Annotated in this window: 28 protein-coding genes, 1 rRNA gene and 1 pseudogene; 17 read left to right on the top strand and 13 right to left on the bottom strand. The window is 69.0% G+C overall.

All coding sequences use genetic code 11. The features are described from left to right. Positions 1 to 3: 3 nt before the first annotated feature. Complete coding sequence (locus tag ACTWQO_RS39660) at positions 4 to 624, bottom strand: DUF47 domain-containing protein (protein ID WP_210582535.1); 621 nt, start codon at positions 622 to 624, stop codon at positions 4 to 6. Positions 625 to 851: 227 nt separating this feature from the next. Here ACTWQO_RS39660 and ACTWQO_RS39655 point away from each other — a divergent pair, with 227 nt between their 5' ends. Then, positions 852 to 1,208, top strand: coding sequence for a metal-sensitive transcriptional regulator (locus ACTWQO_RS39655; protein ID WP_246886631.1), 357 nt, complete (start codon positions 852 to 854; stop codon positions 1,206 to 1,208). 107 nt (positions 1,209 to 1,315) lie between these two features. Here the strand turns inward: ACTWQO_RS39655 and ACTWQO_RS39650 are convergent, their stop codons facing one another. Both ACTWQO_RS39650 and ACTWQO_RS39645 read right to left on the bottom strand, forming a co-directional pair. Then, complete coding sequence (locus ACTWQO_RS39650) at positions 1,316 to 1,495, bottom strand: hypothetical protein (protein ID WP_443242232.1); 180 nt, start codon at positions 1,493 to 1,495, stop codon at positions 1,316 to 1,318. A gap of 135 nt (positions 1,496 to 1,630) precedes the next feature. After that, positions 1,631 to 2,464 (bottom strand): hypothetical protein, encoded by an 834-nt coding sequence (locus ACTWQO_RS39645; RefSeq protein WP_443242231.1) that lies wholly within the window; start codon positions 2,462 to 2,464, stop codon positions 1,631 to 1,633. A 466-nt stretch (positions 2,465 to 2,930) separates the two neighbouring features. Here ACTWQO_RS39645 and ACTWQO_RS39640 point away from each other — a divergent pair, with 466 nt between their 5' ends. Continuing rightward, complete coding sequence (locus tag ACTWQO_RS39640; RefSeq protein WP_443242230.1) at positions 2,931 to 4,493, top strand: FAD-binding oxidoreductase; 1,563 nt, start codon at positions 2,931 to 2,933, stop codon at positions 4,491 to 4,493. A 168-nt stretch (positions 4,494 to 4,661) separates the two neighbouring features. Here ACTWQO_RS39640 and ACTWQO_RS39635 read toward each other — a convergent pair whose 3' ends face one another. The 6 genes from ACTWQO_RS39635 to ACTWQO_RS39610 all read right to left on the bottom strand — a co-directional run bounded on the left by ACTWQO_RS39635 (position 4,662) and on the right by ACTWQO_RS39610 (position 10,527). Further along, positions 4,662 to 5,369, bottom strand: a complete 708-nt coding sequence (locus tag ACTWQO_RS39635; protein WP_443242229.1) for a phosphatase PAP2 family protein — start codon at positions 5,367 to 5,369, stop codon at positions 4,662 to 4,664. Positions 5,370 to 5,649: 280 nt separating this feature from the next. Then, positions 5,650 to 8,010, bottom strand: a complete 2,361-nt coding sequence (locus ACTWQO_RS39630; protein ID WP_443242228.1) for an ATP-binding cassette domain-containing protein — start codon at positions 8,008 to 8,010, stop codon at positions 5,650 to 5,652. Positions 8,011 to 8,123: 113 nt separating this feature from the next. Further along, entirely contained in the window at positions 8,124 to 8,537 is a 414-nt protein-coding gene (locus ACTWQO_RS39625) for a VOC family protein (RefSeq protein WP_443242227.1), read from the bottom strand. A 10-nt stretch (positions 8,538 to 8,547) separates the two neighbouring features. Continuing rightward, a complete protein-coding gene (locus tag ACTWQO_RS39620; RefSeq protein ID WP_328361938.1) occupies positions 8,548 to 8,994 on the bottom strand; it encodes a helix-turn-helix transcriptional regulator in 447 nt (148 codons plus the stop codon). 19 nt (positions 8,995 to 9,013) lie between these two features. Further along, the gene (locus ACTWQO_RS39615) at positions 9,014 to 10,027 is read right to left on the bottom strand and encodes a C40 family peptidase (protein WP_443242268.1); all 1,014 of its coding nucleotides are present in this window, start codon (positions 10,025 to 10,027) and stop codon (positions 9,014 to 9,016) included. A 65-nt stretch (positions 10,028 to 10,092) separates the two neighbouring features. Beyond that, entirely contained in the window at positions 10,093 to 10,527 is a 435-nt protein-coding gene (locus ACTWQO_RS39610) for an ATP-binding protein (RefSeq protein ID WP_443242226.1), read from the bottom strand. Between the two features lie 137 nt (positions 10,528 to 10,664). Here ACTWQO_RS39610 and ACTWQO_RS39605 point away from each other — a divergent pair, with 137 nt between their 5' ends. The 7 genes and pseudogenes from ACTWQO_RS39605 to ACTWQO_RS39575 all read left to right on the top strand — a co-directional run bounded on the left by ACTWQO_RS39605 (position 10,665) and on the right by ACTWQO_RS39575 (position 14,625). Further along, positions 10,665 to 11,519: a helix-turn-helix domain-containing protein gene (locus tag ACTWQO_RS39605; protein WP_443242225.1), complete on the top strand. Its 855-nt coding sequence runs from the start codon at positions 10,665 to 10,667 to the stop codon at positions 11,517 to 11,519. Between the two features lie 9 nt (positions 11,520 to 11,528). Continuing rightward, positions 11,529 to 11,714: a DUF397 domain-containing protein gene (locus ACTWQO_RS39600; protein ID WP_443242224.1), complete on the top strand. Its 186-nt coding sequence runs from the start codon at positions 11,529 to 11,531 to the stop codon at positions 11,712 to 11,714. After that, positions 11,707 to 11,940 carry a DUF397 domain-containing protein gene (locus ACTWQO_RS39595; RefSeq protein ID WP_443242223.1) on the top strand — a complete coding sequence of 78 codons (234 nt, stop codon included), beginning with the start codon at positions 11,707 to 11,709 and terminating at the stop codon, positions 11,938 to 11,940. The genes ACTWQO_RS39600 and ACTWQO_RS39595 overlap by 8 nt, the downstream gene beginning before the upstream one ends. Before the next feature lie 4 nt (positions 11,941 to 11,944). Next, positions 11,945 to 12,754 (top strand): annotated as a pseudogene (locus ACTWQO_RS39590) (sigma-70 family RNA polymerase sigma factor); the annotation flags it as partial. Between the two features lie 122 nt (positions 12,755 to 12,876). After that, a complete protein-coding gene (locus tag ACTWQO_RS39585; protein WP_443242222.1) occupies positions 12,877 to 13,227 on the top strand; it encodes a nuclear transport factor 2 family protein in 351 nt (116 codons plus the stop codon). Positions 13,228 to 13,334: 107 nt separating this feature from the next. Further along, complete coding sequence (locus tag ACTWQO_RS39580) at positions 13,335 to 14,102, top strand: SDR family NAD(P)-dependent oxidoreductase (RefSeq protein WP_443242221.1); 768 nt, start codon at positions 13,335 to 13,337, stop codon at positions 14,100 to 14,102. A gap of 91 nt (positions 14,103 to 14,193) precedes the next feature. After that, positions 14,194 to 14,625: an SRPBCC family protein gene (locus ACTWQO_RS39575; protein ID WP_443242220.1), complete on the top strand. Its 432-nt coding sequence runs from the start codon at positions 14,194 to 14,196 to the stop codon at positions 14,623 to 14,625. A gap of 20 nt (positions 14,626 to 14,645) precedes the next feature. On the opposite strand, the gene ACTWQO_RS39570 is transcribed toward ACTWQO_RS39575, so the two are convergent. Continuing rightward, the gene (locus ACTWQO_RS39570) at positions 14,646 to 15,404 is read right to left on the bottom strand and encodes a PIG-L deacetylase family protein (protein WP_443242267.1); all 759 of its coding nucleotides are present in this window, start codon (positions 15,402 to 15,404) and stop codon (positions 14,646 to 14,648) included. 235 nt (positions 15,405 to 15,639) lie between these two features. Here ACTWQO_RS39570 and ACTWQO_RS39565 point away from each other — a divergent pair, with 235 nt between their 5' ends. Continuing rightward, positions 15,640 to 15,924 carry a hypothetical protein gene (locus tag ACTWQO_RS39565; RefSeq protein ID WP_443242219.1) on the top strand — a complete coding sequence of 95 codons (285 nt, stop codon included), beginning with the start codon at positions 15,640 to 15,642 and terminating at the stop codon, positions 15,922 to 15,924. Positions 15,925 to 15,944: 20 nt separating this feature from the next. Here ACTWQO_RS39565 and ACTWQO_RS39560 read toward each other — a convergent pair whose 3' ends face one another. After that, entirely contained in the window at positions 15,945 to 16,880 is a 936-nt protein-coding gene (locus ACTWQO_RS39560) for an oxidoreductase (RefSeq protein ID WP_443242218.1), read from the bottom strand. An 89-nt stretch (positions 16,881 to 16,969) separates the two neighbouring features. Here ACTWQO_RS39560 and ACTWQO_RS39555 point away from each other — a divergent pair, with 89 nt between their 5' ends. The 7 genes from ACTWQO_RS39555 to ACTWQO_RS39525 all read left to right on the top strand — a co-directional run bounded on the left by ACTWQO_RS39555 (position 16,970) and on the right by ACTWQO_RS39525 (position 25,035). After that, positions 16,970 to 17,575, top strand: a complete 606-nt coding sequence (locus ACTWQO_RS39555) for a TetR/AcrR family transcriptional regulator (protein ID WP_443242217.1) — start codon at positions 16,970 to 16,972, stop codon at positions 17,573 to 17,575. Positions 17,576 to 17,907: 332 nt separating this feature from the next. Continuing rightward, on the top strand, positions 17,908 to 18,216 hold the full coding sequence (locus tag ACTWQO_RS39550) for a hypothetical protein (RefSeq protein WP_210582519.1): 309 nt from the start codon (positions 17,908 to 17,910) through the stop codon (positions 18,214 to 18,216). Positions 18,217 to 18,405: 189 nt separating this feature from the next. After that, positions 18,406 to 19,242, top strand: a complete 837-nt coding sequence (locus tag ACTWQO_RS39545; RefSeq protein WP_443242216.1) for a hypothetical protein — start codon at positions 18,406 to 18,408, stop codon at positions 19,240 to 19,242. Then, positions 19,232 to 20,551, top strand: a complete 1,320-nt coding sequence (locus ACTWQO_RS39540; RefSeq protein WP_443242215.1) for a hypothetical protein — start codon at positions 19,232 to 19,234, stop codon at positions 20,549 to 20,551. Before ACTWQO_RS39545 ends, ACTWQO_RS39540 begins: the two co-directional genes overlap by 11 nt. Continuing rightward, entirely contained in the window at positions 20,548 to 22,104 is a 1,557-nt protein-coding gene (locus ACTWQO_RS39535) for an SCO6880 family protein (protein ID WP_443242214.1), read from the top strand. The genes ACTWQO_RS39540 and ACTWQO_RS39535 overlap by 4 nt, the downstream gene beginning before the upstream one ends. A gap of 6 nt (positions 22,105 to 22,110) precedes the next feature. Next, positions 22,111 to 23,535 (top strand): ATP-binding protein, encoded by a 1,425-nt coding sequence (locus tag ACTWQO_RS39530; RefSeq protein ID WP_443242213.1) that lies wholly within the window; start codon positions 22,111 to 22,113, stop codon positions 23,533 to 23,535. Between the two features lie 21 nt (positions 23,536 to 23,556). Beyond that, the gene (locus tag ACTWQO_RS39525; RefSeq protein WP_443242212.1) at positions 23,557 to 25,035 is read left to right on the top strand and encodes a TraM recognition domain-containing protein; all 1,479 of its coding nucleotides are present in this window, start codon (positions 23,557 to 23,559) and stop codon (positions 25,033 to 25,035) included. A gap of 33 nt (positions 25,036 to 25,068) precedes the next feature. Here the strand turns inward: ACTWQO_RS39525 and ACTWQO_RS39520 are convergent, their stop codons facing one another. Next, on the bottom strand, positions 25,069 to 25,614 hold the full coding sequence (locus ACTWQO_RS39520) for a GNAT family N-acetyltransferase (RefSeq protein ID WP_443242211.1): 546 nt from the start codon (positions 25,612 to 25,614) through the stop codon (positions 25,069 to 25,071). Positions 25,615 to 25,683: 69 nt separating this feature from the next. Beyond that, positions 25,684 to 25,800 (bottom strand): 5S ribosomal RNA (gene rrf / locus ACTWQO_RS39515). Positions 25,801 to 25,810: the final 10 nt, after the last annotated feature.

Genomic DNA, 25,810 nt, shown 5'->3' with positions numbered 1-25,810 from the left:
GGCTCAGGACTCCTTCACGGCGATGGTCTCCACCGTGTTCGCCACATGTTCGAACGCGTCCGCCGCCTCTTCCAGCACATCCACGATCTGCTTGAGCTTCAGCACCTCGATCGCGTCGTACTTGCCGTTGAAGAGATGAGCAAGAAGCTTTCTGTGGATCTGGTCGGCCTGGTTCTCCAGCCGGTTGACCTCGATCCAGTACTCGGTGAGGTTGTCCATCGTCCGCAGACTCGGCATCGCCTCGGCCGTCAGCTCGGCCGCCCGCGCCAGCACCTCGATCTGCTGCTCGACACCCTTGGGCAGTTCCTCCACGTTGTAGAGGACGACGAGGTCGACGGCCTCCTCCATGAAGTCCATGATGTCGTCGAGGCATGAAGCGAGCTTGTAGATGTCCTCACGGTCGAACGGCGTGATGAACGAGGAGTTCAGCTGGTGAAAGATCGCGTGTGTGGCATCGTCACCCGCATGTTCCGCGGCCCGCATACGCTCTGCGATCTCGGCCCGGCCGGCGGTGTCCGCCCCGAGCAATTCCATCAGGAGTTTCGAGCCCGTGACGATGTTGTCCGCGGACGCGGCAAACATGTCGTAGAAGCTCGTCTCCCTGGGGGTCAGACGAAAGCGCACGTGGGGTCCTCAAGATGCTTCGGTTTCGGTCAGGCTGATGCTAGGCACATCATCCGGCCATGGCTAATGGGCCGTCCCCCAGTGTCACCCATCGCGGAGACTGATCCACACAGGGGCGTAACAAGGGTTCGGTCCTGGCTTCTGCCTGCGGCATGGGCCAACAGCCCTATACCCAGCAAAGTTCGGTACGATATACCCAGTAGGGGTATATGTGTCTGGAGGACGCGATGACGACCACCGAGGCCGGCGCGGGAGTGCCCTCCGAGGCCACCCCGGCCGTGGTCACCGACCACGACCGCGGGATCCACGGCTACCACAAGCAGAAGGACGAGCACCTCAAGCGCCTGCGCCGGATCGAGGGCCAGATCCGTGGCCTGCAGCGCATGGTCGACGAGGACGTCTACTGCATCGACATACTCACGCAGGTGTCCGCCTCCACCAAGGCCCTGCAGTCCTTCGCCCTGCAGCTCCTGGAGGAGCACCTACGCCACTGCGTCGCCGACGCCGCCGTCAAGGGCGGCGAAGAGATCGACGCAAAGGTGGAGGAAGCAACGAAGGCAATCGCCCGCCTGCTACGCACGTGACTCTTGTCGCGTACGTGATGGTCCCGCGCCCCAAAGGGGCGCGGGGCTGTATCAAATTTGCGGCTCCGCCGCGTGGGCGCGACCAGCCACAACGGACCCGCAGAGACCTACTGGCCCCCAGCGGAGCGCTCACGCGTTTCGGCCACTTTCAGCACCTCGTCGATGCTCTCAAGGCTGAGCCGGTCCTCGGCGGCGGACGCCGCGATGATCAGGTCTCCGCACAGCTCGATCTCGGCGAGGGCCACGTGGTCCTGAACTGCCGTACCGCCGACCGGAGCCACGTGCATCACCTCTTCTCTGCCGTCACCGACTTCCTAGAGTAGGGAGCGGCCTACACAACGCGCATGGCACGGAAGGGCTAGTTCTTGACGCCCGTCATGCTTCCGCGCATCTTTCCGCTCGGCTTCCCCGTAAGCCCCCGCTCACTCCTCGGCGATCTTCCCGGCGTAGATGTCCCCGGCCGCCGGCAGTTCTACGTCGACGGGGGCCCCGAAGTCGTACAGCAGCGTCGTCGAGGCGACCGCGACCGTGTTCTGCTGCTGTCCGTTGACGAAGCTGAACCGGTGCCGGATCTTGCGGATGCGCCCCTGTTCGTCGAGGTAGACGTCGAACGGCACGGTGGCCCTGGCGAACCCTTTCGCCGCCGCGTTGAGCGCTTTCTGGTTTCCTTCCGAGGCCTCCTGCGCCGCGTCCGCGAGATCGGCGGTGCCCCTGTAGTGCCGCACGGCGGTGCCCGCGACCTCGGTCTCCCCCACATACGTCGCCGCCCGCGTCCCGCGCAGCAGCTCGGCGGCGGCGAACGGGTCCGTGGCGCCGCCGGTGACGAGGTTGCCGTCGGACAGCGTGGCGGTGTCCACGCGCACCCATTTGTCGGCGGGGACCCCGGCCCCCCGGTTCTTCATGAACAGCGCGCCGGGCGCGAGGAGCTCGGTGATCGACCGGTGTTCCCGGCTCCCCGCCGGATCCTGCGGAAGCAGCACCTTCAGCCGCCCGAGCTGCCGGGAGAAGTCGTAGACCCCTTCTCCGCGGATGGTGACGCGGGTCCCGCCGGTGGCCATCTCCATGGATGTACGGGCCTGGGCGCTGCCGGCGTCCACCAGCCGGTCGGCGGCCCGGTGCAGGGTCTCGACGGGATCGGCGGCCGCACGCGCGTCCTCCGCGGCGGCTCCGCCGGAACACCCGGTGGCGCACGCACAGACCATGAGTCCCGCGACCCCCGCCGCTGTCCGCCACTGTCGCCGCTGCCGCTCCGCCATCGCCTGCCTACCCCCAGCCGCTACGTCCGTCCCGGGCCCCCTGTCGTTCCGGATAACGACGGGTCCGTGGCCTCGTCACGCTGACCGAAGACGGACGGCGAGCGGAGAAACCGTTTGCCCGCGCTGGGTACGGTGGAGGGCGTGGCGCAGTACGACGGCCTGGATTCCCGCCAGGCACACCCGGATCATCGGACAACAACGGTTGACCAAGGCAAGTTCTGCGTAGCGCGTTGCAGCTGCGGCTGGCGCGGCCCGGCCCGCAGAGCCCGCAGCCAGGCCAGGACGGATGCGCAGGGGCACGCGAACGCATTCGGGTAGTGACGCTGTTCCGGCACGTCGGGCCGTACTCCGGCATCCTGTGTCCTGTGTTCTGTGACATGACCGCGTTCTTGTCACAGACGGCCTGTTGTGGAACCCGAGACTCCGGGGTCCCGTCTCGCTCCACGGAAGCCGACGGGAGGCGCACATGGAACGGCGTACGTTCATCGGAGGCGGCGCGGCCGCGCTCGCAGGGCTGACGGCAGCCGCGTGCAGCGGCGGGGGCACCTCGGGCGCGACCCGCACCACCACCGCCGCCGCCACCACGGGCATGTCCACCTCCACCGGCGCCTTGCCCGCTGCCGCGAAGAACTGGTCCGGCCTGGCCGAGGACCTGGACGGCACCCTGGTCCGCCCCGGCGAGCAGCAGTGGAAGGCGGCCCACCAGCTCTACAACACCCGCTTCGACAGCTTGAAGCCGGTCGCGGTGGCGTATGTGGCGCACGCGGACGACGTCCGTACGGCCCTCGCCTACGCCCAGGCCCACGACCTCCGGGTGGCGATCCGCAACGGCGGCCACTCGTACGCCGGCTGGTCGTCCGGCGACGGCCGTCTGATCGTCGACGTGTCGAAGCTCAGCCGGGTCCGCGCGAGCGGCGGTTCGGCCGTGGTCGGCGCCGGCGCCAAGCTGATCGACGTCTACCGCTCGCTCACGGCCAAGGGCGTGACGGTCCCCGGGGGCTCGTGCCCGACGGTGGGAATCTCGGGCCTCACCCTGGGCGGCGGCCATGGCGTGGTCTCCCGGGCGTACGGCCTGACCTGCGACAGCCTCACGCAGGCGACGCTGATCACGGCGGACGGCAAGCAGCTGACGGCCAATGCCTCCGAGAACAAGGACCTGTTCTGGGCGCTGCGCGGCGCGGGCAACGGCAATTTCGGTGTCGTGACGGAGCTGCGGTTCAAGACCCACCCGGCCCCGCAGGCGGTGTCGGCGTATCTGAGCTGGCCGTGGTCGAAGGCGGCGGCGGTGGTACGGGCCTGGCAGGAGTGGGGTCCGAGCCAGCCCGACGAGATCTGGTCCTCCCTGCACCTGGCCAACGCGGCGGGCGGCACCCCGACCATCTCCGTCGCGGCGTTCTCCCTCGGCACCTACGGCGAACTGCAGAACGCGGTGGACCGACTGGCCGACCGAATAGGCTCCCCGGCCACCAGCGTCTCCCTCAAGCGCCGCTCCTACGAGGCCTCGATGGAGCTCTACGCGGGCTGCTCGTCCTTCGCGTCGGACGCCCAGTGCCACCTTCCCGGCTCCACCCCCGGCCGCTCCCCCGAAGGCGCCCTGAACCGCGAGACATACGCGGCGAAGTCGGACTTCTTCGACGCCTCACTCCCGACGGCCGGCATCCAGCAGCTCCTGTCCCAGCTGACCTCGGTCCGAGGAGGCGCCGGCAGCATCCAGGTCACGGCCCTCGGCGGCGCCGTCAACCGCGTCTCCCCCACCACCACAGCCTTCGTCCACCGCCGCTCCCGCATGCTGGCCCAGTACGTCGCCTCCTGGCGAGCAGGCACCTCCGGCACGACCTCCCAGACCTGGCTCACCGCGGCCCACACCTCAATGCAGCCGTACGCCTCCGGCGCGGCCTACCAGAACTACACGGACGCAACCCTGAGGAACTGGCGCAAGGCGTACTACGGCGACGCGGCCCCCCGCCTCCAGCAACTGAAGAGGCAGTACGACCCGAAGAGGTTCTTCACATACCCACAGGCGCTGTAAGCAAGTCGCCGCGCAAGCTGCGGGCGTCCGTCCCGCCAAGCTGCGGGCAGCCGGTCCGCTCCAGCTGCGGGCATTCGTGCCGCCTAGGGCGGCACGGGTGGGCGCAGGCGGCACCCCGCAAGCGCCGGGCCGCGCGACCCACCCCCGCCCAGCCCCAACGCCGCTCAGCTACGCAGCCAGGTCCCGTTCAGCGGCATCAGCAGCCTCACTCCGCGCCCCCGGAATCACCGCCTGCTCAGTCCCCGCGGCTCTCCCCCGCCCCCTGATAAGCCAAGACGCCCTGCCCGACCCCTCAGCCGCCTTCATCACCGGCGTCAGCAAAGCCATCGCAAGCGGCGACAACAGCAACACCACGGCCGTACCGAGCGCAAACCCACCCACGACGTCCGTCGGATAGTGCACACCCATAAGAACCCGGCAAAACCCCTCAACAAAGGCCAGCAAGATCCCCGCAACACCGAATTTCCTGTTCGCCACGAACAGCCCGACCCCCATGGCCATGGCAATCGTCGCGTGATCGCTCACAAAGGAGAAATCGGTCTTCCCGCCCACCAGAACGTCCAGCCCCTGATGATCGAGAAAGGGCCGACGCCGCTCCACAAATCCCCGTATCGGCACATTCACAAGCACCGCGATCCCCGCAGCGAGCGGCGCCCACACCAACGCGGCGACAGAAGAAGCCGCATCCTCCCCACCCCGCCGCCGCACAGCCCACCAGCACCAGAGCACCAGCAGCACCATCGCGATCAGCAGCCCGAACTCACCGAGGAATTCCACACCCCGGTCGAACCACCGGGGCGCGTCCTTGGCCAGGCCATTGATGTCGTAAAGCAGCTCGACGTCGGGGTTCGACCCGGATTCGGCGAGTCCAGCCATGGTGCGCGGCCCCTTCGTCGTCTCTCCCCGGCGCACATGCGCGTACGCCGAACTGCCACCCCCGTGGATGTAGATCCGCTTCCGCCAGACGTCCGCTCGGCTACGTCACCAGGAACGCATGGCTCCTGTTAATACGTTCCACACTCCACCGAATGATCACTCAGACGTTATCGAAGAGAGACTCATCACCGCAGCTCAGGGGGGTGGTTGACGCTCAGTTCAGGGATCGGTTCAGGCCAAGTCGGCCAGGGTTTCCCCTTCCGCACCGGCCGCTCGCCGGTCAGCCTCCGACGTACTCCGCGAGGTGCTCACCTGTGAGAGTGGAGCGATCCGCGACGAGATCGGCGGGGGTCCCTTCGAACACGATTCGGCCACCGTCGTGCCCGGCACCCGGTCCGAGGTCGATGATCCAGTCCGCGTGCGCCATGACCGCCTGGTGGTGCTCGATGACGATGACGGACTTGCCGGAGTCGACAAGCCGGTCGAGGAGGCCGAGCAGCTGCTCGACGTCGGCGAGGTGGAGGCCGGTCGTCGGCTCGTCGAGGACGTAGATACCGCCCTTGTCGCCCATGTGCGTGGCCAGCTTGAGCCGCTGCCGCTCGCCGCCGGACAGCGTGGTGAGCGGCTGGCCGAGGGTGAGATAGCCGAGCCCCACGTCGGCGAGCCGGTCGAGGATCGTGTGCGCGGCGGGCGTACGTGCCTCGCCCGCACCGAAGAACTCCTCGGCCTCGGTCACCGACATCGCCAGCACCTCGCTGATGTCCCGCCCGCCGAGCCGGTACTCGAGCACCGACGCGTCGAACCGCTTGCCCTCGCAGTCCTCGCAGGGGGTGGCGACGCTCTGCATGATCGCCAGGTCGGTGTAGATGACGCCGGCGCCGTTGCAGGTGGGACAGGCGCCCTCGGAGTTCGCGCTGAACAGCGCCGGCTTCACGCCGTTGGCCTTGGCGAAGGCCTTGCGGATCGGGTCGAGCAGTCCGGTGTACGTCGCCGGGTTGCTGCGCCGGGAGCCGCGGATCGGCGTCTGGTCGACCGCCACGACACCCTCGTCGGCGGGGATCGAGCCGTGCACGAGCGAGCTCTTGCCGGAGCCGGCGACGCCGGTGACGACGGTCAGCACCCCGAGCGGGATGTCGACGTCGACGCCCTGGAGGTTGTTCGCGGTCGCGCCGCGGATCTCCAGCGCACCCTTCGGCGTCCGCACCGTCTCCTTCAGCACGGCCCGGTCGTCCAGATGGCGCCCGGTGATGGTGCCGGAGGCCCGCAGCCCGTCGAGGGTGCCCTCGTAGCAGACGGTGCCGCCCGCCGTACCGGCGCCGGGGCCGAGGTCGACGACGTGGTCGGCGATCGCGATCGCCTCCGGCTTGTGCTCCACGACGAGCACGGTGTTGCCCTTGTCCCGCAGCCGCAGCAGCAGGTTGTTCATCCGCTGGATGTCATGGGGGTGCAGGCCGATGGTGGGCTCGTCGAAGACGTACGTGACATCGGTGAGCGAGGACCCGAGGTGGCGGATCATCTTGACGCGCTGCGCCTCACCGCCGGACAGCGTGCCCGCGGGCCGGTCCAGCGAGAGATAGCCGAGGCCGATCTCCACGAACGAGTCGAGGCTCTGCTGCAGCGCGGTGAGCAGCGGCGCCACCGACGGCTCCTTGAGACCGCGGACCCATTCGGCCAGGTCGCGGATCTCCATCGCGCAGGCGTCCGCGATGCTGATCTTCTCGATCTTCGACGACCGGGCCCCCTCGCTGAGCCGGGTGCCGTCGCACTCGGGGCAGATGGTGAAGGTGACGGCCCGCTCCACGAACGCCCGGATGTGCGGCTGCATCGCCTCCTTGTCCTTGGACAGGAACGACTTCTGGATCTTGGGGATCAACCCTTCGTAGGTGAGGTTGATGCCGTTGACCTTGATCTTGACCGGCTCCCCGTAGAGGAAGGCGTGCATCTCCTTCTTGGTGTACCGGCGGATCGGCTTGTCCGGGTCGACGAAGCCGGACTGGGCGTAGAGCTGCACGGTCCACTGGCTGTCCGACTTCCAGCCCGGGATGGTGAACGCTCCCTCGGCGAGCGACTTGGAGTCGTCGTACAGCTGCGTGAGGTCGATGTCGGAGACCTTGCCCCGGCCCTCGCAGCGATTGCACATCCCCCCGGTGCGCTGGTACGTCGCCTTCTCCGCCTTGGTCTTGTTGCCCCGCTCGACGGTGATCGCACCGGCCGCCCTGACCGTGGCGGTGTTGAACGAGTACGCGCTGGGCGGCCCGATGTGCGGCTTGCCGAGCCGGCTGAAGAGGATCCGCAGCATCGCGTTGGCATCGGTGGCGGTACCGACCGTGGACCGCGGATCGGCACCCATCCGCTGCTGATCCACGCTGATCACAGTCGTCAGCCCATCGAGCACATCGACCTCGGGCCGCGCGAGATTCGGCATGAAGCCCTGCACGAACGCGCTGTACGTCTCATTGATCAGCCGCTGCGACTCCGCCGCGATCGTGTCGAACACCAGCGAACTCTTCCCCGACCCGGACACCCCGGTGAACACCGTCAGCCGCCGCTTGGGTATCTCAATACTGACGTCCTTGAGATTGTTCTCGCGGGCACCATGCACACGGATCATGTCGTGCAGGTCAGCAGCATGCGGCGTCATCGTGTCTCCAAATCAAGGGACGGTACAACAGCGCCCCGACAGGGGCGCGGGGAACTGCGCGACCAGCCACAACGAACCCGCAGCCAACCGACAACCAGAGCCCTCAGCTCAACTCACTTCACTTCCTGGATGCGCACCATGTTCCCCGCGGGATCGCGAAACGCACAGTCCCGAACCCCGTACGGCTGCTCAGTCGGCTCCTGAACAACCTCCGCCGCATCACTGCCCTGCACCTTCTCGAACGCACCGTCGAGATCGTTCGTGGCCAGCAGAATCCAGCCGTACGTCCCCTTGGCCATCATCTCGGCGATGACGCGCCGCTCCTCATCGGTGATCCCGGGGTCCGCGTCAGGCGGCGCCAGCAGGATGCACGTGTCCGGCTGTCCGACGGGCCCCACCGTGATCCACCGCATCGTGCCCTGTCCGACGTCACTGCGGACCTCGAAGCCGAGGGCGTCCCGGTAGAAGGCCAGGGCCGCCTCGGGGTCGTCCTGCGGAAGGAAGCTCGTGTGAATGGTGATGTCCATGGACGTCACGCTAGCGGCGGCTCACCGGCGCCGCTTCTCGATTCCTGACAGGCCTCGTCACCTGTTTCGCCACGCACGCCGGCAGCCCCTCCGTCGCGCTCGCCGCGAGCCGCCGGTAGGTGCTGGGCGGCATGCCGACCAGCTCGGTGAAGCGCGTACTGAAGGTGCCCAGCGAGGCGCAGCCGACCTCGAAGCAGACCTCGGTGACGCTGAGGTCCCCGCGGCGCAGCAACGTCATCGCCCGCTCGATGCGCCGCGTCATCAGATAGCTGTACGGCGACTCCCCGTACGCGGCCCGGAACTCCCGGCTCAGATGCCCGGCCGACATGTGCGCGCCACGCGCGAGCGCCTCGACGTCCAGCGGCTGCGCGTACTCCCGGTCGATCCGGTCACGGACCCGGCGCAGCCGCGCGAGATCGCGCAGCCGCTGTTCCGGAACGGGCGGGGGGCTGGTCACATCCGAGAGCCTACGACGCTCATCCCTGCCCCGTCAGCGCCAGCGCCTTCCCACCGTCCTCGGTGACCCGCGTCGCCCCGAAGTAGTCGGGGGTGTCGATCGGGTCGAACCGGATCACGGCACCCGGCCGGGGCGCGTCGATCATGTACCCGCCGCCGACATACATCCCGACGTGCCGGATGGCCCGGGAATTGGTGAGGTCGTCCGAGAAGAACACCAGGTCCCCGGGGAGCAGCTCCGCCCGCGAGGGATGCGGCCCGGCGTTGTACTGGTCGTTGGCGACCCGGGGCAGCGTGATCCCGACGCTCTCGTACGCCGCCTTGGTCAGCCCGGAACAGTCGAACCGCCCTCCCTGGTCGGCGGTCCCGTTGCCGCCCCACAGGTAGGGCGTGCCGAGCTTCTTCTGGGCATAGTAGATGGCGCCGGCGGCCTGCCTGGAGGGGTCCACCCGGGAGACGGGCGCCGCGAAGCTGTCCTCAAGGGTCGTGATGGTCTTCACGTAGTTCTGGGTCTCCGCGTACGGCGGCACACCCCCGTACTTGATGACCGCGTACGCCCCCGCGTTGTAGGCGGCAAGCATGTTCTTCGTCGCGTCGCCCGGCACGTCCTTCACATACGACGCGAGCTTGCAGTCGTACGAAGCGGCCGACGGGATCGCGTCGGCCGGATCCCACACATCCCGGTCCCCGTCCCCGTCCCCGTCGACGCCGTGCGTGGCCCAGGTCCCCGGGATGAACTGCGCTATCCCCTGCGCCGCCGCCGCGCTCCGCGCGCTCGGGTTGAACCCGCTCTCCTGATACAGCTGGGCGGCGAGCAGCGCGGGATTGATCGCGCGGCACATGTTGCCGTACTTCTGCACGAGCGGCTGATAGGCGGCGGGCACGGCCCCCTTGGCGAGCGTCTTCGCGCCTCCGCCGACCCCGTTGGCAAGGTTCCCGGCGACGATGTAGACACCCACGACGAGCAGCATCACGAAGCTGAGCCCCGCCGCGAGCGCGGCAGCCGCCACGATCCATGCCTTACGCACCGTCAACCGCCCCTCGCCGCCCGGGATTGCGCCCACGTCAGTCTAGAGACTGCCCCGAAGGTCCGGTGTGATCACACGAAAGGACACTCGGCCCACAGCAGCTTCCCGCCCTTGGACGCGCCCAACTCCCGCAGCACGGACACACCGACGGAGTCGGCACAGGCCCGGACGAGGTGCAGGCCGCGTCCGGATTCGGCATCGTCCGGCGGTACGGCGACGGCGGCGCCGTCGGTGGTGAAGCCGGGCGGGACGCGGGGGTCGGTGTCCCATACGGCGACCCGGAGGCGTTCGGATTCCATCGGGCGGACGCGGAGGGCGTAGGGGCCGGCGGTGTGGAGGTGGGCGTTGGTGAGGAGTTCGGAGGCCATGAGTTCGGCGGTGGGGATGACGTGGGTGAGCCCGTGGGCGGCGAGGACGGTACGGAGGGTGGCGCGGGCGATGCGGGGGGCGCGGGGATCGTGTGGGAGGTGGAGGGTGTAGGTCCAGGGCGGGGATACGGTGGACATGGACGTCTCCGATCACTGAGGGGAGTTGGGGCCTCACTACGAAGGTAGCGGGCTCCGGATATATTCTTCTCCCAAACCCGGGGATACTAAAAGCATTCATCCGTGTGGGTGACGGCAGCGCGCAGGGAGAGACGGGGATGCCCGTGAGGACCAACCCGACGGGACGTCAACTCCGGCTTGGCGCCGAGCTACGCAAACTGCGCGAGCGCGCAGGCCTGACCTCAACGCAGGCCGCGGAGTTGCTCGGCATGAAGCAGGCGCAGGTCAGCAACATGGAGACCGGCCGACTCGGTGTGAGCGCCGAGCGCGTACGCACACTGGCCTGCCACTACGACTGCCCGGACAAGGCCCTCGTCGAGGCGATCGCCGGGATGACCGGCGACCGGAAGCGCGGCTGGTGGGAGGAGTACCGCGAGCAGCTCTCCCGTCCGCTCCTCGATCTGGCCGAACTGGAGCACCACGCCCGGTCGTTGCGCGACTTCACCACGGCCCGCGTTCCCGGACTGCTCCAGACACGCGAGTACGCACTCGAGATCTTCCGTCAGGCGGTCACCGAACTCTCACCGCCCGACATCGAGCACCGCCTGTCGTTCCGCATCAAGCGCCAGACGATCCTGTTCCGCGAGGACAAGCCGACCCCGTACGCGGCGATCATCCACGAGGCCGCCCTGCGCATGAAGGTCGGCGGCACAACTGTGGCCCGACAGCAGCTGCAGCACCTGCTCGACATGAGCGAGCGGGACCACATCACCCTGCGCGCCATCACCTTCGACGTCGGGGCCTACCCCGGGTCCGGGCAATCGATCTACTACGCCCGCGGTCCCGTACCGCAACTGGACACTGTTCAGCTCGACCAGTCTCATGGGGTCGCATTCCTCGATGCCGAAGCCCAGTTGCACAAGTACCGGACGCTCTTCGAAAGGATCGAGGCCGTAGCCCTGAGCCCCGAGAAGACCCGAGACCTGATCCACAACGTCATGCGAGAGCTGTGAGGCGAGTCCATGAACCTGCACTGGCAGAAGTCGTCGTACTGCAGCGAAGGCAACTCCTGCGTCCACGTAGCCACATCCGCCGGAACGATCCATCTCACCGAAAGCGCCGACCCCCGCGGGGTCATACTCGACGCCCGCCCGGCCGCCTTCGACGCCCTCCTCGCCACCCTCAAAACGGAATCCCCCCGTGCCTGACATCCCCCCGAACCTCACCTGGGAACGCGCCGCCCCACCCGACGCCACCGGACCCGGCCCCTGGATCGAGATCGCCTTCGGCGAGGGGGACGACGGCGACGCGCCCGTCTACATCCGCGAGACCAGCGCCCCGGACAACGTGGTCACCACCAACCGCCGCAAGTGGGACGCCTTCGTCCTCGGCGTGCAGGCGGGCGAGTTCGACCACTTCGTAGAAGGCGCGTAGACGCGTGACAGCGCGCTGCCAAGCCTGCGGGCGAACGATCGACAGCACCGGCGGCCCGGGGCGGACCGCGTCGTACTGCTCGCAGGCGTGCCGGCAGCGCGCCTACCGCGAGCGACGGCGGCCAGCCGGTGTCCCCACCCAGGAGCTGGTGTCGGACCTCGGGGAACGGCTGACCCGGTTGCGTCTGGAACCCGCGCTCGCGTTCCAGGCCGACGTGGAGGCCCTGTCACCGCGATTCGCCCAGCTCCGGCGTCTGGCCCGCGAGGCACGTGACGCCGCCGAAAACGTCACGCCCGCCGACGTGACGAAATCCGGCGAGGACGACGCCCTCACGGTCCTCATCGAGGCCCACCACCGCGAACTCCGCGTCCACTGTTACCGCCTGCTCGGCTCGTACGACGAGGCCGAGGACCTCACCCAGGAGACGTTCCTGCGGGCCTGGCGTGCCCGCGAGACGCTGGACGGCGTCGACAACCCGCGCGCCTGGCTGTACAAGATCGCCACCAACGCCTGCCTCGATTTCCTGCGCAAGCAGAACCGGCGCCCGACCCCGTACGAACCCGTACCCGGCATGGACTCCGGAGACGGCCCGCCGCCCCCGCGGCTGCCGTGGCTGCAGCCGTTCCCGGACGATCAGCTGCCCGAGGTCCCCGCGCCGCAGCACGAGCCCGACGAGCAGGCCGTGGCGAGCGAGACGCTCGAACTGGTCTTTCTCACCGCCATCCAGCAGCTCCCGCCACGCCAACGGGCCGCGGTGATCCTGCGCGACGTCGCCGGATGGTCGGCCCAGGAGACCGCCGGGCTGCTGGACACCAGTGTCCCCTCCGCCAACAGCGCTGTGCAGCGAGGCCGTTCGGCGCTGCGGCAGGCGTTGCCGGGGCGGCGCGAGGACTGGTCGGCCGCAGCACCCAGGATCTGGCGCTGCTGGAGCGCTACATGGACGCCTTCGCCCGGACCGACATCGACGCCATGGTCGAGCTGGTGCGCGAGGACGTCGTGCTCACCATGCCGCCGAACCCGTTCTGGTTCACCTCGCGGGACGCGATGTTCGCCTTCGTACGGCCGAACCTCGATCCCGCGTCGCCGATGTTCGCCGGGCACTGGAGGGTCGTACCGGTGCGGGCCAACGGCCAGTTGGCGGTCGCCGGCTATCTGCAACGGCCCGGGACCAGCGTGTTCCGGGCGCAGCTCATCGACGTACTGCGGGTCGCAGAGGGTCGGGTCGCCCAGATCACCACCTTCGAACCGCATCTGTTCCCCGCGTTCGGACTGCCGATGACGCTCTGATGGCGCTCTGAGGACGGATTTCGCGCTGCCGCGATGAGTTTTCCCGTCCTGCGCGTCCCACGAAGTGACGGGCGCACAGGGCGCCCCAGCCACGGAGGCGGAAAGCCATGCTGAAGAACAAGGTCGCGGTCGTCTACGGCGGAGCCGGTTCCCTCGGCGCGGGAGTCGCGAGGGCGTACGTACAGGCGGGGGCCCGGGTGTTCCTCGTCGGCCGCACGGAGGACACGCTGCGGAAGGCCGCCGCCGAGGCCGGTGCCGAGTACGACGTGCTCGACGCGCGGGACGAGGACGCCGTCGAGTCCCATGCGACGTCGGTCGTCGAGCGGGCGGGGCGGATCGACATCTCCGTCAACCTGGTGCCGCGGGGCGACTTCCAGGGCGTACCGCTGACCGAGATGTCGGTCGAGGACTACACACGTCCGGTGACGCAGGGGATCACCTGCCAGTTCATCACCGCGCGGGCGGCGGCGCGCCGGATGGCCGCACAGGGCTCGGGAGTGATCCTCTCCCTGGACAGCGGGTCCGCCAACGGCAGCCCGATGATGGGCGGCACCGCCGCGGCCGACGGCGCGATCGACGCGTTGATCCGCCAGCTCGCCCAGGAGGTCGGCCCGGCCGGCGTCCGTGTCTGCGGGATCTGGACGGCGGGTGTCACCGACAGCCTGACCCCCGAGAAGCTCACCGCGGCAGGCGCCCCGGCCATGGACGAGGCCGCGGTGGACGGCATCCGCTCCCACCTGGACAGCCTGCGGATGACGAAGCGCTCGCCGCGGATCGCGGACATCGCCGCCCTGGCGACGTTCCTCGCCTCCGACGCCGCTGCCGCCATCACGGGCACCTGGGTCAACGCGACCGCCGGAATGTTCGCGAGCTGACTTCTCGGCGGGTCACAAACGCCGTCCGGGATCCGTCATGGAGGTGGGGACAGCACAAGCCCAGCCGACATGACACGTGAGGAGCCGCATCATGGCACCCCTCGTATCCACCATCGAGATCGCCCGGCCGCCCGCCGAGGTCTTCTCGTACGTCACCGACCCGGCCCACTTCACCGAGTGGCAGGGCGACGTCGTACGCGTACGGGAGCAGGCGCCGGGACGGTTCACCACGACCCGGCGCATCGGGCCCCGCGAGCGGACGTACACGCAGGAGGTGACCGAGTCCCGGCCGCCGGCCCGCTGGAGCGTCCGTGGCCTGGACGGACCGCTGCGCCCATCGATGACCATCACCGTCGAGCCGGTCGCCGACGGCACCGCCTCCCGCATCACCTTCACCTTCGACTTCGACCCGCACGGCATCGGCGTACCGCTGCTGCCGCTGGTGCGGAAGCAGGCCGCGAAGGGGGCGCCGGTCAGTTACCGGAATCTCAAGCGGAGGCTGGAGAGCGAGGTGAGCACGTAGCCGGGCCGCCTGTCTCGTCCTCAGACCGTCAGTTCCGTCTGGGCCGACGCGCTGGAGACGGTGTCGTGGCGGATGTACCACTCGGTGGACAGGAACCGTTCCCGGACGGCCGCCGGGAAACCGGCGAGCAGGCCCGGCGCGGCGCCCCGCTCCACCTCACTGCGATGAGCCAGTACGGCGGCCCACTTCCGCTCCAGCCAGGGGCTCACGTCGACCGTCGCGGTGATCAGCTCGTCGGGGACCGTTCTCATGGCCTTGCCGACATGCGCGAACTCGCTGAGTGCCTCGACAGCCGAGTCCGGGTGCGTGGCCAGGTAGAGCGCGCTCGGCCGCCAGGGTTCACCGGCCTCCGGGTAGAGCCGCTCCAGCCCGGCCGCCTGGACGGCGAGCGTGGTCACCCGGTGGGTGTGCACATGGTCCGGGTGGCCGGTCACCCCGCCGTACGCATCGTGGGTGACCACGATCTCCGGGCGGAACTGCCGGACATGCGCCACCAGGCGCCCCACCGCCTCGTCGAGCGGCGCCTCGCACAGCCGCGCCCGCCCAGGAGCGGACTCCGGCACCCGGGCGTCGGCATAGCCGAGCATCCGCGGCCCGCCCGCACCCAGGATCCCCAGCGCCTCGGCGAGTTCCGCACCACGCCGGGTGCCCTCGGTCCAGGTCGCCGTCACGACGGCGGTCCTGGCGCCCGCGGCGGCATGCCGGGCGAGGACTCCACCCGAGAACAGCGACTCGTCGTCCGGATGGGCAAAGACCCCGAGCAGACTGGGCACCGACACCGGCATCGGTCGACCACCTCCCATGAGTACCCGTACTCATGTACGACACCACGCGCCCCGGCAGACTGTGGGTTCCGCAACACATCGACAGGGGAGCGAAGTTGAGACGGACGAGTCGTGCGCTGGCCGTGACGGTGCTGGTGGCCTGCGGGCTGACGGGGGTGCGGCGGGTCCGGCCGCCGCGTCGAGCGACGACGGCCTGCTGCCCCATCCCGGTCCGGAGGGCCTGGTCTGGGTGGACGAGCGGACGGGGGACGGCGGTGTCGTGTCGGGGGGCGCGTGGCGGGGGCTGCCGACCGTGCTCACGGTGGCCTGCGAGGGCGGCGGAAGTGTGCGGGTGACGATGGATTCGCAGGGCGTGCAGGTCGCCGCGTTCTCGGTCGACTGTCCTGCCGGGACGGCGGGGGTGGGTTCGGTGACCCTGCCCGCCGGCGTGGTTACCGGGTCTTTCGGCGTGGGTGTGGATGCCTCGGCGGACACCCTTCGGTGGGCGCTGACCGTGACGCAGCCGGAGGGCTGACGGCGTAGCGGTCGGTCCCCCTATCGCTGGGCGGCCGGCTGCCTCAACGGCCAGGTCACTCCGGTCAGTTCCTCCGACACCGTCCACAGGCGGCGGGCCACCGCCGGATCGCTCGCCGCCTGCGTACGGCCCACCAGCGTGGGCGCGCCGCGCAGCTCGCCCAGCCCGTCCGGTCCGACGTAGCTCGCACCCGGCAGATCCTGCGTCGCCGCGTACAGCGTGGGCAGGGCGCCCGCGCGGTCGTCCTGAGCGAAGAACCTGTTGCCCAACGCCATCCCGGCGCGGGCGACCGGATTCGCCGCGTGGCTCTGGAGGTTGGTCGCCGCGTACCCGGGATGGGCTGCATACGCCCGCACCGACGACCCCGACTCCGTCAGCCGCCGCTGCAGTTCCAGCGTGAAGAGCAGGTTCGCCAGCTTGGACTGGGCGTAGGCCCGGCGCGGCGTGTACCCGGCCGTCAGATTCAGGTCGTCGAAGGCGATGGTCACCGCTCCCCAGCGGTGCGCGCCGGACGACAGCGTCACCACCCGGTCCTGGACATACGGCAACAGCAGGTTCGTCAGGGCGAAGTGGCCCAGATGGTTCGTGCCGAACTGCATCTCGAAGCCGTCCCGGGTCCGCTGCCGCGGCAGCATCATCACGCCCGCGTTGTTGATCAGGACGTGGATCGGGTCCCGCCATCCGTCCGCGAAGTCACGCACGGACTGCAGATCGGCCAGATCCAGCCGCCGCACCTCCGTGCTCCCGGACACGGTCGCCGCTGCCGCCCGCCCGCGCTCCAGATCCCGTACGGCGAACACCACATGCGCCCCCACGCGGGCCAGCGCGTCCGCCGCGGTCAGCCCGATGCCGCTGTTGGCGCCGGTGACGACGACGGTGCGGCCGGTGAGGCCGGGGAGGCGCGCGACATCCCATTTGTCCATCTGCTTGCTCATTTCCGTCTTCTTCTCAGTCATGCCTCGAATGTAGGCGGCGCCAACAATGCTGTCAATGTCAACAAAGATGGCATCGCCAACAAAGCTGACGTCGCCTACATCGAGTTACGATGAACCCCATGCCCGCAGCCAGCCGCCCTTACCACCACGGAGACCTCCGCTCCGCCCTGCTCGCCACCGCCGAGCGCACCCTGCGGGAGAAGGGCGTCGCCGAGCTGTCCCTGCGCGAGCTGGCCCGCGAGATCGGCGTCAGCCACGCGGCCCCCGGCCGGCACTTCAAGGACAAGCAGGCCCTGCTCAACGCCCTCGCGCTCAGCGGATACGAGCGGCTCGCCCAGGCCCTGGACACCGCCGACGACCCCGCACAGCCGCTCCAGCCCCGACTCACGGCGCTCGCCCGCACCTATCTCCGGTTCTCCATCGACAACGCCGCCCTGCTGGAGCTGATGTACGCCCGCAAGCACGAACCGGACGCCGCCGAGCAGATGGCCGCCGCCGTCGACCGCACGATCGGTTCACTGGCACGCGTCCTCGCCGACGCCCAGCAGCGCGGCGACATCATCGAGGCGGACCCCGAGCACCTCACGCTCTTCACCGGCGCCGCACTCCACGGACTCGCCTCCATGACGGCCGCCTGCCTGCTCACCCCGGAGGCCGCCCTCGACGGCGTCGACGAGCTGGTCCACCACATGCTGCACGGCATCAAGCCCCGCTGACGCCCAGTCACCTCGCCGGCGGGCCACGACTGCTCAGCCGCGGCCCGTTCGTACGCCCGGGCCGGCGGAGGATAGCCTTCACCCGGAGAACATCCTTCCGCGCATGATCGCAAGAGAGGTCAACGACGGAACCACACGACGGTTCCGCTCAGGCCTCATTGCCCGGCGTAACCCGCCGTGATACACAGAGTGACCGTACGAGCTATTCGTACGAATCCCGCCCATCAATGACGCCAAGTCGACATACGACAGCGGAATTGTCGGCGAGAATGAGGCCTGACCTCTGCGCACCGCAGGGGATGCGGAACTACCCAACAGGGGCGGTGACTTACATGCTCTTTGCGGCCGACAAGGGAGACATCAACACCATCATCGGCGGGATCGCTCCGGACTGGGGCCCCTTCGGGGCGCTGGGGGCCGAAGCGAAGACGATGATCCAGGTCGTCATGGCGGTCGCCATCCTGCTCTGTCTCGGCATCGCCATCTGGGGCGCCGCGAAGCAGCGCATCGGCGCGACAGCGCTGCGCGACACCTTCAGCGCGGAACAGGGCAAGGGCCTCATCGTCGCCGGCCTCACCGGAGTCTTCATCATCGGCTCACTCGGCACACTCTTCACCATCGTGTACGGCATGGCCGTCTAGCGACCTGCCCCTCCGGGCGCCGGTCCGGTCCCCCTCCCCCTACCCACCCGCCCGTCGTGCCCCCGGCTGAGGTTGCGTTTCCCTGATGTCCCTGATGTCGAGTCACCACACCGCGCCCATGCGGGAACCAGCACGGCTACCGTCGTACATCTACGCGGTCCGCTATGACATCGAGGGGGCGTACGGCGCATGAGTCTCGGAGACGAGCACGAGCCCTCCGGGGGTTACGGCGGCACGGGGCACACCCGCACGCGGCTGCCCGAAGGGGGCGGCGGTGACGTCTACGGCGGCGCGAGGCGCGGCCCACGGTCCTCCTCGCGGAGCCTGATCACGGTGGTGGGCGTGGTGGTCCTCCTCATCGCCGCGATCGCATTCGCCAACCGCGGAGGAGACGACTCCCCTTCGGGCGGCGAAACGAGCGCCGGCAAGCCGGAAGCGGGGAGCACGGCGGCGAGCGGGGAGCGGCCGGTGGAGTCGACGGCGGGCGGGATTCCGACGGGGTACGCGCACAACCAGCAGGGGGCGGAGAGCGCGGCGGCCAACTACTCGGTCGCGCTGGGATCCGCCGAGATGTTCAGCAAGACCCGGCGCGACGCGATCCTGCAGACCATCATCACGCCCTCCCGCGTCTCATCGTTCGAGGCGACGCTGGACCAGGCCTACACGTCGGCCTTCAACAAGAACGTCGGTCTCAACGAGGACGGCTCCACACCGCAGGGCTACACATTCGTGTCCCGCACGAGCCCGATCGGCACCAAAGTCACCGAAGCCTCCGGCAACAACGCAACCGTGGAGGTCTGGTGCAGCGGCCTCCTGGGCCTCGCAGGCGAGAACTCCACGAACCCAGTCACCAACAACTGGTTCACCATCACCATGAATCTCGAGTGGACCGGCGGCGACTGGAAGATCGTGACGCACTCTCAGAAGGACGGCCCCGCGCCTGTACCCGGCGACGACAGGGCTTCCAGCGCCGACGAGATGGCCAAGGCCGTCGAGGAGTACGGAGGGTTCACGTATGCCCGCTAGCCGCCGCGTACTCACCTTGACCGCTGCCGTCGCAGCCGTACAGGCGACAGCGCTACTCACGGCCACCCGTGCCTTCGCCGCTCCCACGCCTACGCCCAGCAACGACCCGTGCGACCTGATCCACGGTCCCGCCAAGGACTACTGCGAACGCGGCGACAACAGCAGCGGCACCGGCGGCGGATCCACCCTCAACGACCCCACCTCCACCCTCGACCCCCTCTCCTCCCTCGCCAAGGGCTGCGCAGACGCCGCCGCCTGGACCGTCAACAAGCTCAGCGACGCCGTACAGGACACCGCGAACGTCGACTTCACGAACGCCAAATTCCTCCAGCAGTACGCCGTCGTCTTCGCGGCGTCGACCATCCTCACGCTGCTGCTCTGGCTGCTGGCCGTGGCCAAGCGAGCCGTGCGGGGCGTCCCCCTCTCCACGGCGATCGGCGAAGCCATCGGCTTCCTGTGGCTCACGGTGCTGGCATCCGCGTTCACGCCCCTGATCCTGTACACGGTCGTATCGGCGACGGACGGCGTCACCGACGTCCTCGCGAAGACCACCGGCGATCAGACGGACACCTTCTTCGGCACCTTCTCCGGCGCCCTGGAGAAGGGCGAGGACATCGGCGGCGGCCCGATCATGCTGATCGTCGTCTCGCTCGTGTCGATCCTCGCCGCCGGCGTCCTGTGGCTGGAGCTGGTCATCAGAGCCGCCCTGCTCTACGTCGGCGCGCTCCTCGGCACCGTGGTCTACGCGGGCCTGGTCGACAAGAACCTGTGGAGTCACGTCCGCCGCTGGGCCGGGATCATGATCGCGGTGATCTTGGTGAAGCCGGTGATCGTGATCGTGCTGGGCCTCGCCGGCGCGCTGTCGACCGACGACGGCCCCGACGCCTTCTCCGCCGTCGTCTCCGGCCTCGCCATCATCCTGCTGGCCATCTTCGCGTCGGCGATGATCTACCGCTTCGTCCCCGGCTTCGGCGACGAGATCGCCGGCTCCCGCAACAACCGCATCATGCAGGGCGCCGAAGGCAAGGCCGCCGCGGTCATCAGCTCCCCGGCGACCCTGGTCGCGCAGGGCATCAAGACGCACAGCTCCCGCGCCGACAACAACGGCGGCGGCAACCAGGCCAACACGCCCCGCCCCGCCAACCCCGCCTCCGGCGGCGTCGCCGCGCACAGCTCGCGCAACTCGAACGGCGGCGGATCCGTCCCCTCCGCCGCACCCGCCCCCCGTTCGAGCAGCAACGTCAATACACCTCACGCCAGCAACACACGCAACAGCAGTACCAACCGCACGGGAGGTGAAGGGCGTTGACGACCGAGTCCCACCTGTCCCATCCGGTCACGCCCCGCCGTACATATCTGATCGGCCGCGCCCGGCCGAACGCGATCGTCGGCCGGAATCGTGAGACCGGTGAGATCGTGCTGATCATCGCGGGCGCGTTCCTCGGCATGATGTGCGGCCTCCTCGTCCCCGTCCTGTCCCTGCGCATCGTGCTGCTGATGGGCTTCCCCCTGCTCGCGCTGGCCGCGGTCTACGTGCCGTTCAAGCGCCGGACGTTCTACAAGTGGTACGAGATCAACCGCACGTACAAGCGCACTCTCAAGCAGGGCACCGTGTACCGCTCCGGCGTCATGGAGGCCGGCATCCAGCTCGACGGCCGTGAGATCGAGGTGGGCCCACCGCCGGGCATCGGCCGTATCACCTGGCTGGCCGCTCCGTTCGGCCCCGACGAGATCGCCGTACTGCTGCACGCGGACCGCAAGACCGTCACCGCCGCCATCGAGATCGAGGGCCCCGGCGTCGGCCTGCGCGACAGCGAGGACCAGGAAGCCCTCGTCGACCGCTTCGGCACCCTGCTGAAGCACGTGGCGAACGGCGACGGATTCGTCACGCGGCTGCAGATGCTCGCCCGCACCCTCCCCGCCGACCCCGACGCGCACGCCAAGGACGTCGCCGTACGCGGCGACGACCGCGCACCGGGCTGGCTGTCACAGTCGTACGACCAGCTCCAGTCGATGGTGTCGACGAGCAGCGAGCAGCACCGCGCCTACCTCGTCGCCTGCATGCACTACTCCCGCGAACTCGCCGCCGAGGCGAACGCCATGGCACGCGCGGCCCGCCCGCACGGCGGCAAGGCGGACCGGGACGCGGGCCTCGCGGTCGTCATGGCCCGTGAGCTGACCGACATCTGCTCCCGGCTCCAGGAAGCCGACATCCGCGTACGACAGCCGCTGGGCCAGGGCCGTCTCGCCTCGCTCATCCACTCCATGTACGACCCGGACCACCCCATCGACCACATCCAGGCGATGACGAAGCGCAACGCCTGGCCGGCCGAGCTGGACGCCATGGAGCCGACGTACCTCCAGGCGAAGACCCGCGAGTCCTCCACCCGCGCGCCCTGGTGCCACGCCACGGCCTGGGTGAAGGAGTGGCCGATGACCCCGGTCGGCGTCAACTTCCTCGCGCCGCTCCTCGTCCACACCCCGGACGTCATCCGAACGGTCGCCGTGACGATGGACCTCGAGCCCACCGAGGTAGCCATTGAACGCATGCTGACCGAAAAGACGAACGACGAGGCCGAGGCATCCCGCCAGGCCAAGATGAACCGCACTGTCGACCCGCGCGACATCGCCTCCCACAACCGTCTCGACCAACGCGGAGAAGACCTCGCGAGCGGCGCGGCCGGGGTCAACCTGGTCGGCTACATCACCGTCTCCTCCCGCAATCCGGAAGCCCTGGCGCGCGACAAGCGGACCATAAGGGCCTCGGCCGGGAAGTCGTACCTGAAGATCGAGTGGTGCGACCGCGAGCACCACCGCGCGTTCGTCAACACACTGCCCTTCGCCACCGGCATCCGGAGGTAGGACCTGATGCGGGATCCGCTGTCCGTCCTCACCGACGCCTTCACGTCCTTCCTCTTCGGCAAGGTCGAGACGACCCGCCTCCCGGTGCGTACCTCCACGGGCCAGGCCCAGGCGGTCTACCTCCCCACCGCCGCCCCCGGCCTCGGCGACTCCGGCGTGATCATCGGCCGCGAGGTCTACTCCGGCAAGGGCTACATCTACGACCCCTTCCAGCTCTACGGCCAACAGCTCCCCGCCCCCCACTGGCTGGTCCTCGGCGAGTCCGGCAACGGCAAGTCGGCCCTGGAGAAGACGTACGTCCTACGGCAACTGCGCTTCCGCGACCGCCAGGTCGTCGTCCTCGACGCCCAGGGCGAGGACGGCGTCGGCGAATGGAACCTGATCGCGCAGGAGCTGGGGATAACTCCTATCCGGCTGGACCCGATGGCGGCCCTGGACCACGGCATCCGCCTCAACCCCCTGGACCCCGCGATCACGACCACGGGCCAGCTCGCGCTCCTGCGCACGATCATCGAGGTCGCGATGGGCCACGGCCTGGACGAACGCTCCGGCTTCGCCCTCAAGGTCGCCCACGCCTACGTCAACGAGACCATCGTCGAACGCCAGCCCGTCCTCACCGACATCGTCGAGCAGCTACGACACCCCGAGCCGGAGTCGGCCGAGGCGATGAACGTCGACATAGACGACGTACGGGCGTGGGGCCTGGACGTGGCGCTGGTGCTGGACCGTCTCGTCGACGGTGACCTGCGCGGCATGTTCGACGGCCCGACGACGGTCGGCATCGACCTGGACGCCCCGCTCATCGTCTTCGACCTGTCCCACATCGACCGCAACTCCATCGCCATGCCGATCCTCATGGCGATCGTCGGCGTCTGGCTGGAGCACACCTGGATCCGCCCCGACCGGAAGAAGCGCATCTTCCTGGTCGAGGAGGCCTGGCACATCATCGCCAGCCCCTTCGTGGCCCAGCTCTTCCAGCGCCTGCTGAAGTTCGGCCGACGGCTGGGCCTGTCCTTCGTGGCCGTGGTCCACCACCTCTCCGATGTGGTGGACGGGGCGGCGGCGAAGGAGGCGGCGGCGATCCTGAAGATGGCGTCGACGCGGACGATCTATGCCCAGAAGGCGGACGAGGCGAGGGCGACAGGCCGGGTACTGGGCCTGCCGAGGTGGGCCGTCGAGATCATCCCGACGCTCACTCCAGGCATCGCGGTGTGGGACGTCAACGGCAATGTCCAGGTCGTCAAACACCTGGTCACCGAGACGGAACGGCCCCTCGTCTTCACCGACCGCGCCATGACCGAGTCCACCACCGACCACCTCACGGACGACGCCCTGCGCGCCGCCGAGCTGGAGGCGGAGGAGCGGGCGGCGGCCTTCGTGGAGCAACACCTGGGTGACCTGGACGGCTCTTCGGAGTCGACGGTGGCGTAAAAGCGTGGAGAAGAGCGTGACATGAGACACGACGACCGCAATCACCGTCAGAACGCCCAGGGCGGCATCCCCGACGGCCTGCTGATCGGCATACTCGCTTTCCTCCTCGGCATGACCCTGCTGATCTGGTCGGCGGCGGGCCTGGCCGGCGTGCTCTCCCACGGCGCCTGGCCGGAGGCGGTGACCTTCACCCGCACCCCCCTCGCCATGCGCCACCTCATCGCCCATCCCCACGACATCACCGGCGCCTGGCCCGACACCCCCGCCGCCCAACTCTCCGGCTACGGCCTCTTCTGGGGCCTGTTCATCGGCCAGCTGATGATCCTGGTCGTCCTCACGGTGTTCGTGATGGGCACGGTGGCGAGATGGCGGGTGGTCCGGGCAAACAGGCGAGTGCAACGGACGGCACCGGTGCAGGAACCTCTCGTCCAGGAGGTTCCGATGCCGCGCGCGGAGCCCGAGCCGAAGTCGCTGCCTGAGCCTGCGGTGCTGCCGCAGGAGACGGCGCCACCGGTGGAATCGGCCCCCTTCCCGGTCAACGGTGAAGAGATGGGCGGGGCGGGCGGAGTGGGCGGGCGGGAAAAGATCGTCGTAGCCCCCAGGGAAACCCGCCAGACCACCGCAACCCAAGCCGTACGAGACGCGACGGGCCCCACCCTGGTCATCACGTCCAACCCATCCGTCTGGCAGGACACCAAAGACCTCCGAGCCAAACTCGGCCCCACCCTCCTCTACGACCCCACGCACCTCTGCGACACCCCGGCCCGCCTCCACTGGTCCCCCACAGCCGGCTGCGAGGACAAGGCGACGGCGGTCGCGAGAGCGGCGGCGCTGCTCGGCCCGGTCCGCCCGACCGCGAAGATCGACCAGGCCATGGCCGACACCGCCGAAACGCTCCTACGGAGCTACCTGCACGCCGCCGCCATCGACGGCCGCACCATCCGCCACGTCCACCGCTGGTCACAGGGCATGCAGGTCCAGGACGCCGTACGAACCCTCCGTACGAACCCGAAGGCAGCCCCGGGAGCCGCCGGCGAACTGGAAGCCACCCTCACAGCGCATCCCGAACGCAGGGACATGGCACAGGAGTTGACCACCAGGGCCCTCTCCGCCCTCTCCACGATCAACGTGCGAGAGACCTGCACGCCCAACCGAAGCGACGCCCTCGCCCTGGATTCCTTCGTCGACGAAGGGGGCACGCTTTATGTGGTGGGTGAATCCATCGAGGACCCCAGGACCAGTCCCGGCGCGATGCCCTTCCTGACGGCCCTCGTCTCCAGCGTGGTCGAGCGCGGCCGGCGCATGGCCGAACGGTCATCCTCCGGTCGCCTCGACCCACCACTGACGCTCGTCCTCGACGACGTCGCCGCCGTGGCTCCACTCCCCCAGCTCCCGGAGCTGCTGGCCACCGGAGCGGACCGGGGCCTGCCCACCCTGGCCCTGCTCCGCTCCCGGGAACAGGCCCGCACCCGCTGGCCGCACGACGAACTCCCGGTCTGACGTCACCGCACGCCGTCCCACATCACTCGCGCATCACTCGCGCTCGATCGCGAACTCCAACTCGCGCTCCCCCCGAGCCTGCGGCAACGGCACAGTCACCCCGGTCGGCACAAACCCCACCTTCCGGTACAGCCGCTGAGCCCGCTCATTGTCCTCATGCACAATGAGCCGCACCCGCTCGGCGCCTTGCGCCCACGCCCACTCCAGGCCGGCGTCGAAGAGCACCTCGGTCAGCCCGATGCCACGGTGGTCAGACCGCACGAACACCGCGACCACATGCCCCTGCCTGCGCTCGACGGGAAACCCGGCCCAGTCCGTCACCCCGGCCTCCTCCATCAGCACGGTCAGAGTGCCCACCCACTCCCCGTCCGGCCCCTCAGCGATGATCTGCTGCGCACCCGACGCTCCGTCGGCGCTCGACGCGGCCCGCTCCTGCCAGAAGGAGTCGGGATGCGCCACGGCTTGCTCGTAGGTCTCCAGGAAGGCGAGATGCGCCACGGGATCCTGCAAGGAGAGCAGCCGCAGGGCCTTCACCGCGGGCCATTCGTCGGCACGTATGGAACGGACCTTGTAGTTCATGCCTGACACGGTAGCTGAACGCAGAAAACCCCCGTACCGGTTATCGGTACGGGGGTTTTCTCAAATTTTGTTCGGCGGTGTCCTACTCTCCCACAGGGTCCCCCCTGCAGTACCATCGGCGCTGTAAGGCTTAGCTTCCGGGTTCGGAATGTAACCGGGCGTTTCCCTCACGCTATGACCACCGAAACACTATGAA

Source organism: Streptomyces sp. 4N124, from assembly GCF_052245395.1.
Taxonomy (GTDB): domain Bacteria; phylum Actinomycetota; class Actinomycetes; order Streptomycetales; family Streptomycetaceae; genus Streptomyces.
This window is presented reverse-complemented; position numbering and strand designations above follow the sequence as displayed.